The following is a 16,434-nucleotide window of genomic DNA, read 5'->3' as shown; positions in this document are numbered from 1 at the left end:
TGCACTTGCGCGCGCGGAAAAATATTTTCTGAGAATCCGCTACCGATTTTTTCTCGCTTAACTATACTTATCGCTACCTTGCTCGCGCAGGGGGCGTCCCGTCTGGTCCAAAATTTATAGAAAGGACTGATTTAGAAGGAAAAATTAATTTTTCCGGGAAGCCCGTCCAGAGCAGGACGCAGCCCGTCAGGGAGTTCAACAAGGGCTGTCGCAGCCGCACGTATGGGCGCCAAAAACGTGCGGAGGTAACCTCATATAACAACAAGATAAAAGTTGATAAGCGACATGGAAAAACTTGCTGACGTCGAGGCGTGTCCCGTTGATCGTCTGGATATCTCTCAAATCACCCCCCAATTGTTTCACTCGGAATACCGGCGCAAAAGCCGCCCCCTGATTATCACCGGCGCCCTGAACGACGCCAAAAACTGGTCCCTTGAATTTATGTGTCGTGAAGTCGGCGATCGTAAATTTCCCGTGCGCTGCTACGGCCCTGGACACTTCAACAAGCCCAAATCGGAATGGAGCAAATACTGCGATTATCAGGAGATGAAACTCGCTGATTATGCATTGCAGCTGACCAGCGATTACGCGCGCAAGAACAATCATTACATGGGACAGGTCGCCATCGGCGATACGCCGCTGGCCAATGTGCTGCGAGGCGCGCTGGGTAATATTTCCGAGCGTTGCGATATGCAGAAAGCCACGGACATGTTCCTCTGGCTGGGGCCCAGCGGCCACACCGAACCGCTGCATTGGGATTGCGGGGAGGGCACGGTGCTGATGCTGCACGGCGCCAAGAAAGTGGTGCTGTTTCCGCCGGAGCAAAGTGAAAACCTGTATCCCTTTTCGCTCTATGGCAGCCCCGCTGCGCCCTGGTTCAGCAAGGTCTACGTGGCGAAGCCTGATTACGACGCCTACCCGAAACTGCGGGAAGCCATGAAACACAAAATCGAGCTGGTGCTGCGTAAAGGCGAGGTGCTGTTCATTCCCGTGTACTGGTGGCATGAACTGTCCAGCATCGGTAAGGATTTTTATACCTGCTCGGTCAATCGCTTCTGGCGGGTCAAGCCGTTCTCCCGTCTGACCAGCAATAAACTGGGACTGGCGCTGTACCTGTCCCAACTGGGTCTGATGACCGTTAATGGCGTTATCGACGGTTTGCGCAGACCGGCTGATGTGGTTTAGGGGTTAGAACGCGACGGGGTTATCAGGATGATCGCCTGAGGCTCCGTCGTCGCTCTGTCGTATCTTCCGCCACGCCCCCAATAAAATCTCTTCCCAAGGAGATGCCTGTCATGAACAAGGAAAAGAGTTACGGCTTGCAGTCCGAGGTGGAACGTCTGGATGCAGAGGACAGTGAAAGGTTCGCCGCGTTATGTCAGGAGTCATCGCGACCGGTGATTCTGACCGGAGGCGCGCTGGCGTGGCCGGCGCTGGAGAAATGGACGCCGGATTACTTTCGACGACGTTTCGCCTCGCAACGAGTGCGCCCGTCTTTGCAGTTGCCCGCCTATGGCGCTCCCTATTTCAGCACCGAAAAACATCACCGCAGAGAGATGTATCTGAGTGAGTTTATCGACATTCTGGAGACAGGCGACGCCTGTTATGTCGACCAGACCGACGTGCACTCTTTTAGCGGTCTGGAGGAGGATTATTGCTACCAGCAGTTTATTTCTCCGGGGTTGAATTTCACTAGTCTCTGGATCGGCTCCAAGACCCGCTCGGGACTTCATTACGACAATATGGACAACCTGTTCGTGCAGGTTTACGGAGAGAAAAAAGCGATCCTGCTGGCCCCGCAGGAAGCGCGTAATTTATATCCCTTTGGCGACTGCATCTCCAAGAGTCGGGTGGACCCGGAACGTCCCGATCTGATGCATTATCCCCGCTTCGCCAAGGCGCAAACCCTGATTGCCCGTCTGCAACCCGGCGACATTTTATTTTTCCCCCGTGGCTGGTGGCATCACTTTTCGTCCCCCGGGCCGTCGATCTCACTGTCCTGCTGGTATGGCGCGCCGCTCACCATCGCCGAGCAGGCGCGCGGGGTGAATCTGGCGGGACGGCATTTGTGGTTTCGCATCCTGCGCGACTTCCTCTGGCACGGTGTGTTAGGCCGCGCCTACAACCAGCGATTATTCAGTACGCCTCCTACCGGCAAGCTGCTTTATGACTTGCTGTTCGCACCCAAACGACTGACAAAAACCGAATAAAGGAATGCTTATGTCTAAACCAATTTATGTGCTGGGAACCGGACTGTCCCATGACGGTTCAGCGTGCCTGTTGAAAGATGGCGAGGTGTGCGTGGCCATCGAGAAAGAGCGGATCACCCGCATCAAGCATGACGGTTTTTGTGACAGCGAAGCGATGCAATATTGTCTGGATGCAGAAGGCATCGGCTTTGACGATGTGGCGGTGGTGGTGCAGAACGCCAATTTCAGCAACTTCGATCGCGGCAACAAGATCTTTCATGGGCAACCGCGGATCATTCCGGATCACGTTAAAACCGTCACCATTTCTCACCATATGGCGCATGCCTACAGCGTAGTGGGAACCAGTCCCTTTGATGAAATGGCGGTGCTGGTGATCGATGGCTGCGGCAGTAGTTGGGACGACTGTCTGGACCTCGACGGCGCTCATCTGCCGGAGCCGCAACCGGGTTCTGACAATAATCATCTGTTCTTCGAAAAGGACAGTTATTACCTGTACGAGAAAGGGAAGCTGCGTCCGGTCTACAAAGATTTCTCTCCTTTCGGCTATTTTCTCAAGGGATACTCCATGTGCCCGCCGACCACCAAGCACTCCATCGGTGGGCTGTACTCCGGAGTGAGTCAGTATGTGTTTCAGGGTATGGAAGACCCGGGCAAACTGATGGGGCTGGCGCCTTATGGACGTCCTGGCGTTTATGATTTTCAGGCCTTCGAATGTCGCGACGGACGCGTGTTCGTCAATTATGACTGGATGAAGCACTTCGATCGGCCGCGGGTTCGCTATGAAGATCTGGCGGAGAATTTCGACTACTACGCGGATATCGCCTATTGGATGCAGCGGGAGATTGAGCGCGCGTTGTTGTATCTGGTGAACCATCGCTTCGAGCATCAACCCCACAAAAAACTGGGATACGCCGGCGGCGTGGCGCTCAATGCGGTGGCCAACGCCAAGCTGTTGAAGCAGACCGGCTTCGAGGATTTCTATTTTCAACCTGCCGCGGCGGATAACGGTCTGGCTATCGGTTGCGCCTATTACGGCTGGCTGGAAGTGCTGGGACAGGAGCGGATCAAGCACGACGCGTCGCCTTATTTTGGCAAGTCCTACGAAGCGGAGGAACTGTATCCCGCCATGCAGACGTACGCCGGAAAAATCAGTTACCGACGCCTGCCGGAAGACGAAGCGATCAATCGTACCGCCGAATTGCTGGCCGCCGGCAAAGTGGTCGCCTGGTTTGAAAAAGGCTCCGAATTTGGGCCGCGCGCCCTGGGGCATCGCAGTATCCTGGCGGACCCACGTAACCCGGACGTACGCGAGCATATCAACCGTAACGTTAAATTCCGCGAAGACTTCCGGCCGTTCGCACCCTCCGTGCCGCTGGAAAAAGCTGGCGTCTATTTTGACTGCGACTATCCCAGCCCCTACATGATTCTGGTGGCGCCAACCCGGCAAGAGTGGAAAAAAGAAATCCCCGCCGTTGTCCACGCCGACGGCTCCGCCAGAGTGCAGACGGTGACCGAGTCCGTGTCGCCCAACTACTATCGGCTGCTAAACAAATTTGGCGAACTCACTGGCGTCTCCGTGCTGCTCAACACCTCGTTCAACAAGAAAGGCATGCCCATCGTAGAAACCCCCAAAGAAGCCCTCGACTTCTTCATGGAATGCGCCCTGGACGCACTGGTCATCGACGACTGCCTGATCGAAAAAGCCGCCGTCGCCCAGGAATCCAGCAAAGTGGATGAGAAGAAAGAATGGGAAAAAAGCCTGGGCAGCCTGTACCCGGAAAACGTGGGCATTTGATCCAATAAACCTCTGTGACCCTCAACAAAAATCCCCCGTGCGAGCGGGGGATGGCTACTTCTGCAGACTCGCTTGAACTAAGCTATTCACCCCCAAGTAAAAGCTCATTTCTTTCCTATACTTAAACCACACAGCGCTAACCCCAGGCTCCCATAAAATCCCTGGGAGGTTAGCGATCATGCAAAACACTGAAAGACAAAAGCTTTTCACCGCAGACAGAGAAAAACCGCTCTTTAACAACACAAAACTCCCCAGGTTAGCGCAAACACGCCATTAACACCTTTGGAATCATTGCATTATAGTTAGGCAGTCGCCTCCCATGCGGAGGCGTGGATTGAAACACGGATGATGCGTAATTGACCATTGGGAGATATCGTCGCCTCCCATGCGGAGGCGTGGATTGAAACTTCTTTCGCCAGCTCGATTTGTTGCTCAATGGTGGGTCGCCTCCCATGCGGAGGCGTGGATTGAAACAGCAGCAGGCGGCGGATGACGGCATTCGGTACAGTCGCCTCCCATGCGGAGGCGTGGATTGAAACTCTGACGGCAGCAACAATGCCGATCACACGGTAGTCGCCTCCCATGCGGAGGCGTGGATTGAAACAAAGACTTGGCGGATAGTAGGGGAGATTAACAAGTCGCCTCCCATGCGGAGGCGTGGATTGAAACTGCAGGGCCATAACGTCTACGGCCCTAATGATCCGTCGCCTCCCATGCGGAGGCGTGGATTGAAACCTCTCCAAATAAACATCATCTATTTCACTCATTGGTCGCCTCCCATGCGGAGGCGTGGATTGAAACGCCTGATATGTTCTCGCCGCCTGGCGCAGTACTTGTCGCCTCCCATGCGGAGGCGTGGATTGAAACAAGCATCTTCGAGCGCAAAAAGCCGTTGGCTGAGTCGCCTCCCATGCGGAGGCGTGGATTGAAACTGCTGATTTCATGATTCACCTCGCCTTGAAAATGGGTCGCCTCCCATGCGGAGGCGTGGATTGAAACCGGAACCAATCGGCCCCATAATGCCGCGAAAGAAAGGTCGCCTCCCATGCGGAGGCGTGGATTGAAACATGTACAAGCGTGGCCCGCTGGTAACCCCCGGTATGTCGCCTCCCATGCGGAGGCGTGGATTGAAACTGGGATCCTGACCGCGATCATGTTTGCAAGCATTGTCGCCTCCCATGCGGAGGCGTGGATTGAAACTTCAATCCGGCCATCATCGCCCGCGATTTGGGGCGTCGCCTCCCATGCGGAGGCGTGGATTGAAACATGTCCATCATCATCATACTTTATCCAAGCCCAGTCGCCTCCCATGCGGAGGCGTGGATTGAAACCTGATGCCACATCAATAATGGCTGATACATCAATCGTCGCCTCCCATGCGGAGGCGTGGATTGAAACTTTATTTCGCAGCGGGGTAGCCAGATAGCTAAAAGTCGCCTCCCATGCGGAGGCGTGGATTGAAACCATTGGGAGATCAGGTCCAGGCTGGCCGCTGTACCGTCGCCTCCCATGCGGAGGCGTGGATTGAAACCACTTGCTCCCCCTTGTCTTTCATTAACATTAAGTCGCCTCCCATGCGGAGGCGTGGATTGAAACCACCCTGACTATGTCAGGTCCACTCAGGAAGCGGAGTCGCCTCCCATGCGGAGGCGTGGATTGAAACCATAACGCGCCCCCTCGATTACGCTTTGATTTTGAGTCGCCTCCCATGCGGAGGCGTGGATTGAAACCTGCATTTCCGCAGGCGTGGTGTAAGCCACGCCAGTCGCCTCCCATGCGGAGGCGTGGATTGAAACTGTTATCCATCAGAGAGAGGTCACAGCCAGGCGAACGTCGCCTCCCATGCGGAGGCGTGGATTGAAACATTTAGTCCCCAATGAATGGGTACAGCCGGTGTTTGTCGTCTCCCATGCGGAGGCGTGGATTGAAACCAGTGCAAGGGGTACTGTTACATAAATTCAACTGGTCGCCTCCCATGCGGAGGCGTGGATTGAAACTGTTACGTTAATTCCGGCTTTCGGGGCTATCGGGGGCGCCTCCCATGCGGAGGCGTGGATTGAAACCTTACAAATCTTTTTCCACTGTTTAACCGCCGCACGTCGCCTCCCATGCGGAGGCGTGGATTGAAACTTAACCTGGCTTACACTGCACCCAGCCAACCTGGGTCGCCTCCCATGTGGAGGCATGGGCCTCTTATGCTTTAAAGGAAAACGGCAACACTTTACCAGGGGAAACAAATGAACGAGCGTCAGTTTGAGGAGCTGAATGAGCATCTGCAGCGGGTGATGCCTTGTATGGATCGGTTCTGTGAGGTTGCCGGGTATGAGTATGTTGACCGCCGCGCGCTGGGACGTTATCCGCGGATCAGGATTCAGCGGCCAGGGGAGATCTGTCGTTGGATTGAGTTGTGGATGGAGCTTGATGAAAACGGGGATCGCTACGAACGCTTTTTTGAAGACATTCCTTATGAGCTTTCCGCTGGCGCTAATGTCGAGATTGCAGATGGAACTCCCTATGGACATCGGTATTTTAAAACCTTCGTGTTGTTTTCGCGTAAGCCATTCAGAGAGGTTCCTCTGACGCTCGAAGCGCAGTTGCGCAAGGCGCATGTATTATTGAGTGGTTGGGACAAAACTTTCGTTATGACTCTGGGTCGGAAAGTTGTGCTGGGCGGCGCCCCGGGGAGCAATGTGTCGCAATTTTGATTGCTCAATGCGTTGATGGTTTATTCAAATAAAATTCTCTCGTCTGGATTGATGTAGATCATCAGGAAACGAGGAGGAAGCAGTTAATTTTTTCTACAGGAAGCAGACAGATTTCAAAAACTCATTACACGCTGTAAAGGCATTGTCTGCGTGCTCTCCTATACTTCTTAGTCATTGCTGTTGTCCGTTGGGCGGGGTGTCGCCTGATTGGGCAGTAATGGTTGTGAAGCTGCTGGTTATCTCTCATCTTATGGAGGGGCTTGAAGCTCCAAGTATGAGGTCAGCAAACAACATTGATCCTTCTAAAGCTTTCTCGTTTTAACGTTTAACGGGAAGGCATTCATTAAATGAAAAGGATTTTGAGGTGAATAGTCGCAGTCGAGATTTTATCGCTCATACACGCGAGGCTGATGGCCATAAGCAGCCATTGCATGAGCACCTGACGGAAGTCGCCTCTATCGCTCGCAAACTAGCGGAAAAAATTAATGCTCCCCAAGCGGGAGAATTGATTGGTCTGCTTCATGATTTTGGCAAATACAGTCTCGCCTTCCAACGCTATATTCAGTCCGCGACAGACCTGATTAATCCCGATGAAGATGACTATGTAAACGTAAAAGGGCTTAAGGGGAAAATAGATCATTCCACTGCTGGCGCTCTATTCGTTTGGCATGAACTTAAAAAGCTCGGGGGACAGGGCCAGGGAGAATTATGCGGACAGATTCTTGCGCTATGTATTGCATCTCATCACAGCGGACTCATTGATTGTCTGAGCATTGATGGTGTACTCACCTTTGACAAACGCATGGGAAAGGATGATGAGTTAACCCACTATGCGGAGTGCATAAAGTCGGCGGACCAGGAAGTATCAATATCAGCGAAAAGACTTGCCAAAAATGATGTAGCTCCACAACTTTGGAGCCTGATAAGGCGAGTGGTTAGCGACAATTTCATCAGCAACAAAGAACTGAATTGTATTGATGCTTTTAATCTCGGCATGTTGACGCGTTTTCTTTTCAGTTGCCTGATAGACGCAGATCGTTTGAACAGTGCGGAGTTTGAAGATCCTATACGGAAACAGCTAAGAGAGGAGCGGGTGACTCCTATCCCGTGGCAGGCTGCTATCGATAGATTGGAAAGTTACCTTGGTGCGCTGCCTGAGCGTAACAGCGTAGACAGGCTTCGACGTCAAATATCGCAACGGTGTCTGGACAAAGCAGCAGACGCACAGGGCATTTACACACTAACCGTACCCACGGGCGGCGGCAAAACGCTCGCCAGTTTGCGCTATGCGCTACACCATGCCCGTAAGCATCAGCTAGATCGCATAATTTATATCATTCCTTACACGTCTATTATTGAGCAAAACGCTACTGCAATTCGCGACGCGATCCGGAGCGACGCGAATGATCCCTGGGTACTGGAACATCATTCCAATTTGGAGCCGGAGCAGCAGACATGGCGAATGAAGCTCGTCTCAGAAAACTGGGATTCGCCCATTGTGTTGACCACTATGGTGCAATTTCTTGAGACCTTGTTTAGTGGCGGTACTCGCGGCGCTCGCCGTTTACACCAGCTTGCCAACAGCATTTTGATTTTCGACGAAATTCAAACGTTACCTATCAGATGCGTTCATCTATTCTGCAACGCGCTGAATTTTTTTATAGATCACTGCAATACTACTGCTGTCCTGTGTACGGCTACGCAGCCGCTACTCAATGAGCTGCAGGCATCCAGATACGGACAACTCAGCATCCCGGAAGAAAATGAACTTGCCGGTGATGTTGGGGCGTTATTTAGAGAGTTGGAGCGGGTTGAGATTAATAACTGTCTCAAGGTTGGAGGCTGGCAGGCGAAAGAAATTGCCAAGCTCGCCATAGATGAACTTGAGAGTAAGGGAAGTTGTCTGGTCATTGTAAATACGAAAGCTTGGGCGCAACGTCTTTTTCAGCAATGCAGCGAAGAAGTGGATAAGGGCGCATTGTTTCATCTCAGCACTAACCAATGTCCTGCACACAGAAAAGCTTTATTAGGCGATATTATTGAGCGCTTGGAGTCTGGTTTACCTGTGCTCTGTATCAGCACTCAGCTTATTGAAGCTGGTGTAGACGTGGACTTTGCAGCAGTCGTGCGTTTCCTTGCTGGCCTGGACTCTATCGCCCAGGCCGCAGGTCGCTGCAATCGCAATGGAAAGCTAAAAGACGCCTCCGGTAACCTGATTAAGGGGCAGGTCTATATCGTCAACCCTTACCAGGAAACCATCGACCTGTTGCCGGATATAAAAGTAGGCCAGGAGAAAACCGAGAGAGTGCTGACGGAGCCCCATGATAGTTTCTTGGCTCCCTCTGCGATCAAACGCTACTTTGAATATTATTTTTTTGAGCGCGCAAAGGATATGACCTATCCGCTAAGCCCAAAGAGCATTGGTTATGAGGATCACCTATTAAGCTTGCTGAGCAATAACAGCCGAAATACTGGCTGTGTTGATCGCAAATCCAAGTTCCCTCTGCTTCAACAATCGTTTATGGAAGCCGGACGACAGTTCAAAGCGATTGATGCGCCGACGCAAGCTGTCATTGTGCAATACGAACAGGGCCGACAACTGGTGACGGAGTTGTGCGCCGTGGCGAAAGAGTTCGATGCTCACCGCTATTACGAACTATTGAGAGCGGCGCAAAAATATAGCGTCAATGTATTTCCTAATGTATGGCGTCAACTGGTTGAGAACGAAGCCGTTCAGGAAACTCAGCCAGGGGATGGCGTGTATTACCTCAAAGAAGAGTTTTATAGCGAAGAGTTTGGATTAAGTACGGAGCGAACTGGAAAGCAATCATTTTTATGTGTTTAAGGAGGACGCGCCATGAAAAACAGCATCAGCTTCAAGCTGTGGGGGCGATATGCATTGTTTACCGACCCCATCACCAAAGTGGGGGGAGAAAAGTGCTCGTATCATGTGCCCACATATGAAGCAGTTAAAGGGGTTCTGAAATCAGTATATTGGAAGCCGACTCTGGTTTGGCATGTGGACAGAGTCAGGGTAATGAAACCTCTGAGTACGCAGACCAAAGGAGTAAAGCCATTGGTCTGGGGAGGTGGAAACAGTCTCGCAATTTATACCTTTCTCCATGATGTAGAGTACCAGGTTGAGGCGCACTTTGAATGGAATGAACACCGTCCTGAGCTGGTTCACGACCGGGTTGACGGTAAGCATTTCGCGATAGCCCAACGTTCATTGGAAAGAGGGGGGCGCCAGGATATCTTTTTAGGCGTTCGCGATTGTCAGGGATATATCGAACCTTGTTCATTTGGCGATGGCCCGGGCGCTTATGATGATGTGCCAGAGCTGAGCTTTGGGGTGATGTTTCATGGCTTTGATTATCCCGATGAAACGGGAGTCAATGAGCTGCACAGCCGATTCTGGCGGGCGACGATGAAGGCGGGTGTTTTGGAGTATCCGCGGCCAGAGCAGTGTGAGATTCGCCGCTTTGTGAGAAAGATGGAGCCTAAGAGGTTCCATCCAGGACAAAGCCTGCTTGGCGTGGATGCAGAGGAAGCGCAGTCATGAGCTGGTTGGACAAGCTTTATGAGACTTATGAGCAGGGAATGAAACTGGATCTTCCAGAAGACGAAAAGCCCATGCCTGTCAGCCATACGTTACAGAACGCGCATATCAATATTGTGATAGACGGAGAAGGAAACTTTAAAAGAGCCAAAGTTCTGGAAAAGACGCAGATTGCGCTCCCAGCGAGTGAGAAATCTGCAGGCAGAAGCAGTGGAGAAGCGCCGCATCCGCTGGCGGATAAGTTGCAATATGTCGCGGCGGACTATGCGAACTTTGGCGGAAAGAAGAAACCATATGCTGATGGTTATAAAACTCAGCTTAAGACGTGGTGTGATTCTGAATACGGTCACCCTAAGGCGCGGGCTGTCTATCGTTATGTTTCAAAAGACCACGTCATCGCTGATTTAATAGCCTGTCAGGTGTGTCATGTCGATGAAAATAATCAATTGCTAACGTCTTGGCCATATGACGATAACGCTGAGCATCCGGCCCCGCTACTGTTCAAAGTGTTACCCAAAGAAAAAGGCGAACTGGACCAAGGCAATGCATTGGTATGTTGGACAGTGGAAATAGAAGGCGATCCCTGCTCCGCCACTTGGAAAGATTCCGGCTTGCAGAAAAGTTGGATTGATTTTGATGCATCCCATTCCGAGGCAAGCGGTTTGTGTTACGTTGCGGGGGAGGTTAAAGCTCTCTCATCCAATCACCCTGCCAAATTACGTCACACCGGTGATAAAGCTAAACTCATTTCGGCTAACGATAGTTCAGGATATACCTTTAGAGGCCGCTTTCTGGAAAGTCAGGACGCCGCCGGCGTTAGCTTTGAAGTAACCCAGAAAGCGCATAACGCCCTGCGTTGGCTGATCACAAGACAAGCTTTTAGAAACGGGGATCAGGCTATTGTTGCATGGGCGGTTTCCGGGCGGCCTATTCCTGAGTTGCTAACAGATACGCAGTCGCTTGGGGCTGACATAGACAATCTTGAAGAACTGCCTGCTGACATAGATGATCTGTCGGAGGTAGCTGCTGAAAACACATCACACCACAGTGAGCCATCGATAGATCACAGCCGCAATTTGGGGCAAAGGTTTGCTTTGGCTTTAGCCCGATATATGGCGGGTTATCACGCAAAACTGGACCCAACTGAAAGCATTGTGATTATGGCGCTGGACTCCGCGACGCCGGGCCGGATGGCGATCACCTATTATCGCGACTTTATGGCGAAAGATTACCTCCATTATGTTGAGCAATGGCATCGCCAATTCGCATGGCATCAGCGAATTCCTAAAGAGGTCCCTCAATCTGACGGTAAAAAGCCAAAAACAGAGGTTCGCTGGTTGATAAGCGCGCCAGCGCCTTGGGCGATTCTAAATGCAGCTTATGGCGATGTGATCAAAAGCAATGAGAGCCTGAAGAAAAACCTATATGAGCGTTTGATGCCCTGTATAGCGGAAGGACGCTCCTTTCCCTGGGACTTGGTCAGCCTTGCCGTAAGTCACGCAAGTAATCGAAACAGGGGCGAGAATTGGGAGTGGGAACGCAACTTAGGGGTCGCCTGTGCGCTGTATCGGGGTTATCACAATCGTCATCCGGTCACTCATCAACGGAGGGATTATTCCATGTCCTTAGATCAAGAATCCAAATCACGGGACTATTTGTATGGCCGCTTGCTTGCCGTGGCTGAACGAATTGAAGAAATGGCCATGTTTGTCGCATCCGAGCCAGCCAGAACCACCCTGGCGAGCCGGTTGATGCAGCGCTTTGCGGATCGACCCGCTTCTACATGGCTCACCATTGAAAAGGGATTGGCGCCCTATCAACAGAGACTCAAAAGCAAGCGGTCTTCGTTGGAATCAGCCTATAAACGCCTACTTGATGATATTCACGACGCCTTTGAAATTGAGGACTTTAAATCTGAGTCCCGACTGTCAGGCGAGTATTTATTGGGCTTTCATTGTCAGCGCAAATGGCTCAGGGAGCATAAGCTCGATAAAGGGCAATGGAGTCTCAAAGCGGCGAACGAAATTGAAACCAGCACTCAGGAAGGAGATGAATGATGGCGACATTGGGTAATAAAATCGATTTTGCGGTCATTTTCACGGTAAGAAACGCCAATCCGAATGGAGATCCACTGAACGGCAATCGTCCACGTACAGACTATGAAGGATATGGAGAAATATCTGACGTTTGCCTTAAACGGAAAATCCGTGATCGCTTGCAGGATGCGGGCGAAAGTATCTTTGTTCAGTCGGATGAAAAGAAAACCGATGGTATGACCAGTTTGAAAAATCGGGCTGAATCGGAGGAGTTTGGCTTAGGGAAGGAGGCATTTAACGCCAAGAAAACTACACCGGAAGCGACAGCTAAGTCAGCTTGCGCAAAGTGGCTTGATGTCCGGGCCTTCGGACAGTTATTCGCTTTTAAAAGCGAAGCTAAGGATGGTGTAAGCATTCCTATCCGCGGACCTGTTTCTATTCAGTCCGCCTTCAGTATCAGACCAGTCTCAATCACCAGTACGCAAATCACCAAAAGCGTCAGTGGGGAGGGGGATGGCACTAAGAAAAGCTCAGACACAATGGGAATGAAACACAGGGTGGATAGCGCGACCTACGTTGCCTACGGCGCTATGTCTCCCCAATTGGCTGAGCGTACTGGATTCAGCGATGAAGATGCTGAAAAAATCAGGGCCGCACTGCTTAAGCTATTTGAAGGGGATGCCTCCTCCGCTCGTCCCGAAGGTTCAATGGCGGTGGAATGGCTCATTTGGTGGAAGCATAGCTCTAAGTCGGGTCAATATTCTTCGGCAAAGGTACATCAAACCTTACGCGACTACATTTTGCGCGATCATCTTGAACAGGGACGACCTATCGACAAATCCGCTCTGAATGACGTACTTAAGCAAGCTCTTCCAGGACTTGAGCCAATAATTGAAAGCGGATTCTGATGTGGAAGAAGAACGGCTGATCCCATTATCAGCCCTCCAGCACTACGTCTTCTGCCCGCGACAATGCGCGCTCATTCATATTGAGCGGTTTTGGGCGGAAAACTATTGGACCGCTCAGGGCAGGGTGCTGCATCAGCGGACGGATGAGGGTAAGCCGGAGCAGCGTGCAAATACTCGCATAGAACGTAGTGTGGAGGTAATCAGCCATGAGCTTGGCGTCCAGGGTGTGTTGGACGTATTGGAGATCAATCTACAAAACATGGTTTATACGCCGGTGGAGTACAAGCGCGGCAAGCCCAAAGTCACCAACTGCGACCGAGTGCAATTATGCGCCCAGGCGCTCTGCCTGGAGGAGATGCGAGGCGTCAGGATAGACAGAGCGGCGATATGGTATTGGGAGGTGCGCCAACGTGAGTGGGTGGAATTGGACGCTGCGCTGCGCACAGAGACGCAGGATGTTATCAGTCAGGTTCAGGCGTTGTTTTCAAGTCAGCGAACGCCGCGCGCTGTGTATGGAAAACACTGCCTTGCCTGCTCGCTGAGGGACGAATGTCAGCCCAAAGCCATGCAGGAGGATACGGCGGACCAATATCTGCGGGGCATGCTGGAACCATGAAAAAATTGCAGAACAGTCTTTATGTCACCCGACAGGAAAGTTACCTGCATAAAGAGCGTGAAACGATTGTCATCAAACAAGGCAAGGATAAGCTGGCGCAATTCCCAGCGCATGCGGTGGCGAATATTTTCTGCTTCGGGCAAATCTCAGTCTCGCCATTTTTAATGGGCTATTGTGGCGAGCAGGGCATTGGCTTGGTGTTCTTCACGGAATATGGAAAGTTTCTGGCGCGCATCCAAGGCCGACAAAGTGGCAATGTCCTGCTGCGCCGCGAGCAATATCGCGTCAGCGATAAAGAAACGCCGCGTCTGGATATCGCCCGCAGCATCGTGCTGGCGAAAATCGCCAACAGTCGGCGAGTGTTGCAAAGAGAAGTGCGCAATAAGGGGGCGCATCCAGCGTTGGATGAAGCTGTCTCCAGATTGGCCAACTGTCTGCGCAGGTGCGAGCGCCCAGATAGCCTGGACGTACTTCGTGGACTTGAAGGCGAGGCGGCCGCCATCTACTTTGGCGTTTTCAATCAGCTGCTCAAGCAGGATGGGTTTGAGTTCAAGGGCAGAGTGAGGCGACCGCCAACAGATCCGGTAAACGCGCTGCTTTCATTTCTGTATACCCTGGTGACCCAGGAAATTTCCTCTGCGCTGCAGGGCGTCGGTTTGGACCCCTATGTGGGCTACCTACATGTCGATCGTCCAGGCAGGGTTGGACTGGCGCTGGATATTCTGGAGGAGTTTCGGGCATGGTGGTGCGATCGTTTGGCGCTGACGTTGATTAACCGAAAGGAAGTCAAAACCAACGACTTTGATATTGAGGCCAGCGGCGCTGTGCGTTTAAAAGAGGACGCCCGACGTAAGGTGCTGGTCGCATATCAGGAGAAAAAGCAGGAAGAAATTTCCCATCCGTTTTTGAACGAAAAGGTACAGGTCGGATTGCTGCCGCACTGTCAGGCGCTGATTCTGGCGCGTCATTTACGCGGCGATCTCCAGCACTACCCGCCGTTTTCTGTGAGGTAAAGCCATGTTGGTGTTGATTACCTATGACGTCAGTGTGATAACCTCAGAAGGCCAACGCCGGTTGCGTCATATCGCGAAGGTCTGCGTGGACTACGGCATGAGAGTGCAAAACTCCGTATTTGAATGCGAAGTCGACCCGGCGCAATTCACCTTTCTCAAACAAAAACTGCTGGATATCTATCACCCCGACGAAGATAGCCTGCGATTCTACTTCCTTGGCAAAAAAGGCCGCCAGAAAGTCGAACACTATGGCGCCAAACCCACTCCAGATATTTTCAGAGACTCCCTGATCATCTAGCGCTAACCCCAGGCTCCCATAAAATCCCCGGGAGGTTAGCGCAATTATAGTTATTTGAAAAATAAGCAGTTTAATTTCCAGAGTTGCAACCAACGCTCTTTAACAATCAGGAATCATGCAGGTTAGCGCAAAAGCGCTATTAACACGCCTGAAAACATCGAGTTATAGTAAGGCAGTCGCCTCCCACGCGGAGGCGTGGATTGAAACAGCGTCGTTGTGAGTAATTCAGGGTAGGTGTTGCGGTCGCCTCCCACGCGGAGGCGTGGATTGAAACCTGGCCATGTAAGAGGGCGTCCTTTGAGATATGGTCGCCTCCCACGCGGAGGCGTGGATTGAAACCACAGCAGTTGGCGGAGGTGGTTACACTGTAGTTGTCGCCTCCCACGCGGAGGCGTGGATTGAAACTATACGAGATCATTAAGGCGGCGTCTTCGCGGGTGGTCGCCTCCCACGCGGAGGCGTGGATTGAAACTAGAGCCTGTGACGACTATCGCTAAGGGGGGCTGGTCGCCTCCCACGCGGAGGCGTGGATTGAAACGCCAACGTCGCCGCCTACTGTTCCGCCAGCGCCGTCGCCTCCCACGCGGAGGCGTGGATTGAAACGTCAGCGTCAGCTATGACGTTGCGATAAAGGCCGTCGCCTCCCACGCGGAGGCGTGGATTGAAACAGTGTTTTTAACTCTGCGTATTGGGGCGGCACAAGTCGCCTCCCACGCGGAGGCGTGGATTGAAACTTGTTGACCAGCTCCACCCGGCGTTCGCATTCGTGTCGCCTCCCACGCGGAGGCGTGGATTGAAACTTCGGCTCTCGCAATAGTGATCGCCTGGTTTAAAAGTCGCCTCCCACGCGGAGGCGTGGATTGAAACTGCAGACACTGCATTAGCCACGTAGTAGTGGTTAGTCGCCTCCCACGCGGAGGCGTGGATTGAAACTGGGGCGCGGCTTCCGGCGAATTCCACGTTGACACGTCGCCTCCCACGCGGAGGCGTGGATTGAAACCCACAAGTACGCCCGCACGAAGCCGGTTATACTGTCGCCTCCCACGCGGAGGCGTGGATTGAAACCCTCTCGCGCAGATCACCGGGAGTGGCCGCTTCCCGTCGCCTCCCACGCGGAGGCGTGGATTGAAACTGCTCCAACAGCTAAAGCAACTCTCTCCCCCGTGAGTCGCCTCCCACGCGGAGGCGTGGATTGAAACTGGTAAGGCCCTGTTGCAATGATGGCTGGCGTAATGGTCGCCTCCCACGCGGAGGCGTGGATTGAAACAAATCGCCAGGCTGCACAAATTGCTAT

11 protein-coding genes and 2 CRISPR repeat arrays (1 of these 13 only partly in view) are annotated in these 16,434 nt (G+C 52.4%); all 11 genes read left to right on the top strand.

The window, feature by feature from the left end; genetic code table 11:
* The first annotated feature begins 285 nt into the window (after positions 1 to 285).
* The 11 genes from ACQYWX_RS18030 to cas2 all read left to right on the top strand — a co-directional run bounded on the left by ACQYWX_RS18030 (position 286) and on the right by cas2 (position 15,140).
* Positions 286 to 1,185 carry a cupin-like domain-containing protein gene (locus ACQYWX_RS18030; protein ID WP_216739158.1) on the top strand — a complete coding sequence of 300 codons (900 nt, stop codon included), beginning with the start codon at positions 286 to 288 and terminating at the stop codon, positions 1,183 to 1,185.
* Between the two features lie 110 nt (positions 1,186 to 1,295).
* Positions 1,296 to 2,210, top strand: coding sequence for a cupin-like domain-containing protein (locus ACQYWX_RS18025; RefSeq protein WP_431685836.1), 915 nt, complete (start codon positions 1,296 to 1,298; stop codon positions 2,208 to 2,210).
* A gap of 10 nt (positions 2,211 to 2,220) precedes the next feature.
* Complete coding sequence (locus ACQYWX_RS18020) at positions 2,221 to 4,005, top strand: carbamoyltransferase family protein (protein ID WP_431685835.1); 1,785 nt, start codon at positions 2,221 to 2,223, stop codon at positions 4,003 to 4,005.
* A gap of 309 nt (positions 4,006 to 4,314) precedes the next feature.
* Positions 4,315 to 6,135: direct repeats of the CRISPR family, unit length 32 nt; unit sequence GTCGCCTCCCATGCGGAGGCGTGGATTGAAAC.
* Between the two features lie 107 nt (positions 6,136 to 6,242).
* Positions 6,243 to 6,710: a hypothetical protein gene (locus ACQYWX_RS18015; protein ID WP_431685834.1), complete on the top strand. Its 468-nt coding sequence runs from the start codon at positions 6,243 to 6,245 to the stop codon at positions 6,708 to 6,710.
* 364 nt (positions 6,711 to 7,074) lie between these two features.
* Positions 7,075 to 9,555 carry a CRISPR-associated helicase Cas3' gene (cas3, locus tag ACQYWX_RS18010; protein ID WP_431685833.1) on the top strand — a complete coding sequence of 827 codons (2,481 nt, stop codon included), beginning with the start codon at positions 7,075 to 7,077 and terminating at the stop codon, positions 9,553 to 9,555.
* A gap of 12 nt (positions 9,556 to 9,567) precedes the next feature.
* Positions 9,568 to 10,272, top strand: coding sequence for a type I-C CRISPR-associated protein Cas5c (cas5c, locus tag ACQYWX_RS18005; protein WP_431685832.1), 705 nt, complete (start codon positions 9,568 to 9,570; stop codon positions 10,270 to 10,272).
* Positions 10,269 to 12,326: a type I-C CRISPR-associated protein Cas8c/Csd1 gene (gene cas8c, locus ACQYWX_RS18000; RefSeq protein ID WP_431685831.1), complete on the top strand. Its 2,058-nt coding sequence runs from the start codon at positions 10,269 to 10,271 to the stop codon at positions 12,324 to 12,326. The genes cas5c and cas8c overlap by 4 nt, the downstream gene beginning before the upstream one ends.
* Positions 12,323 to 13,213 carry a type I-C CRISPR-associated protein Cas7/Csd2 gene (gene cas7c / locus ACQYWX_RS17995; protein ID WP_431685830.1) on the top strand — a complete coding sequence of 297 codons (891 nt, stop codon included), beginning with the start codon at positions 12,323 to 12,325 and terminating at the stop codon, positions 13,211 to 13,213. Before cas8c ends, cas7c begins: the two co-directional genes overlap by 4 nt.
* Complete coding sequence (gene cas4, locus ACQYWX_RS17990; RefSeq protein WP_431685829.1) at positions 13,197 to 13,829, top strand: CRISPR-associated protein Cas4; 633 nt, start codon at positions 13,197 to 13,199, stop codon at positions 13,827 to 13,829. Before cas7c ends, cas4 begins: the two co-directional genes overlap by 17 nt.
* Positions 13,826 to 14,842, top strand: a complete 1,017-nt coding sequence (gene cas1c, locus ACQYWX_RS17985; RefSeq protein WP_431685828.1) for a type I-C CRISPR-associated endonuclease Cas1c — start codon at positions 13,826 to 13,828, stop codon at positions 14,840 to 14,842. Before cas4 ends, cas1c begins: the two co-directional genes overlap by 4 nt.
* Before the next feature lie 4 nt (positions 14,843 to 14,846).
* Entirely contained in the window at positions 14,847 to 15,140 is a 294-nt protein-coding gene (gene cas2 / locus ACQYWX_RS17980) for a CRISPR-associated endonuclease Cas2 (RefSeq protein WP_011396666.1), read from the top strand.
* Between the two features lie 175 nt (positions 15,141 to 15,315).
* A CRISPR array of direct repeats spans positions 15,316 to 16,434; the repeat unit is 32 nt; unit sequence GTCGCCTCCCACGCGGAGGCGTGGATTGAAAC; it runs 830 nt beyond the window's last position.

It is taken from the genome of Hahella sp. NBU794 (assembly GCF_050749805.1).
Classification (GTDB): Bacteria; Pseudomonadota; Gammaproteobacteria; order Pseudomonadales; family Oleiphilaceae; genus Hahella.
The sequence above is the reverse complement of the archived record's forward strand: the minus strand, read 5'-3'. Positions and strand labels throughout refer to the sequence as shown.

Excerpts from the sequence above, each read along its gene's own strand:
- cas8c (WP_431685831.1), top strand. The coding sequence starts at position 10,269 with ATGAGCTGGTTGGACAAGCTTTATGAGACTTATGAGCAGGGAATGAAA.
- ACQYWX_RS18025 (WP_431685836.1), top strand. The coding sequence starts at position 1,296 with ATGAACAAGGAAAAGAGTTACGGCTTGCAGTCCGAGGTGGAACGTCTG.
- ACQYWX_RS18030 (WP_216739158.1), top strand. The coding sequence starts at position 286 with ATGGAAAAACTTGCTGACGTCGAGGCGTGTCCCGTTGATCGTCTGGAT.
- cas2 (WP_011396666.1), top strand. The coding sequence starts at position 14,847 with ATGTTGGTGTTGATTACCTATGACGTCAGTGTGATAACCTCAGAAGGC.
- cas1c (WP_431685828.1), top strand. The coding sequence starts at position 13,826 with ATGAAAAAATTGCAGAACAGTCTTTATGTCACCCGACAGGAAAGTTAC.
- cas7c (WP_431685830.1), top strand. The coding sequence starts at position 12,323 with ATGATGGCGACATTGGGTAATAAAATCGATTTTGCGGTCATTTTCACG.
- ACQYWX_RS18020 (WP_431685835.1), top strand. The coding sequence starts at position 2,221 with ATGTCTAAACCAATTTATGTGCTGGGAACCGGACTGTCCCATGACGGT.
- ACQYWX_RS18015 (WP_431685834.1), top strand. The coding sequence starts at position 6,243 with ATGAACGAGCGTCAGTTTGAGGAGCTGAATGAGCATCTGCAGCGGGTG.
- cas5c (WP_431685832.1), top strand. The coding sequence starts at position 9,568 with ATGAAAAACAGCATCAGCTTCAAGCTGTGGGGGCGATATGCATTGTTT.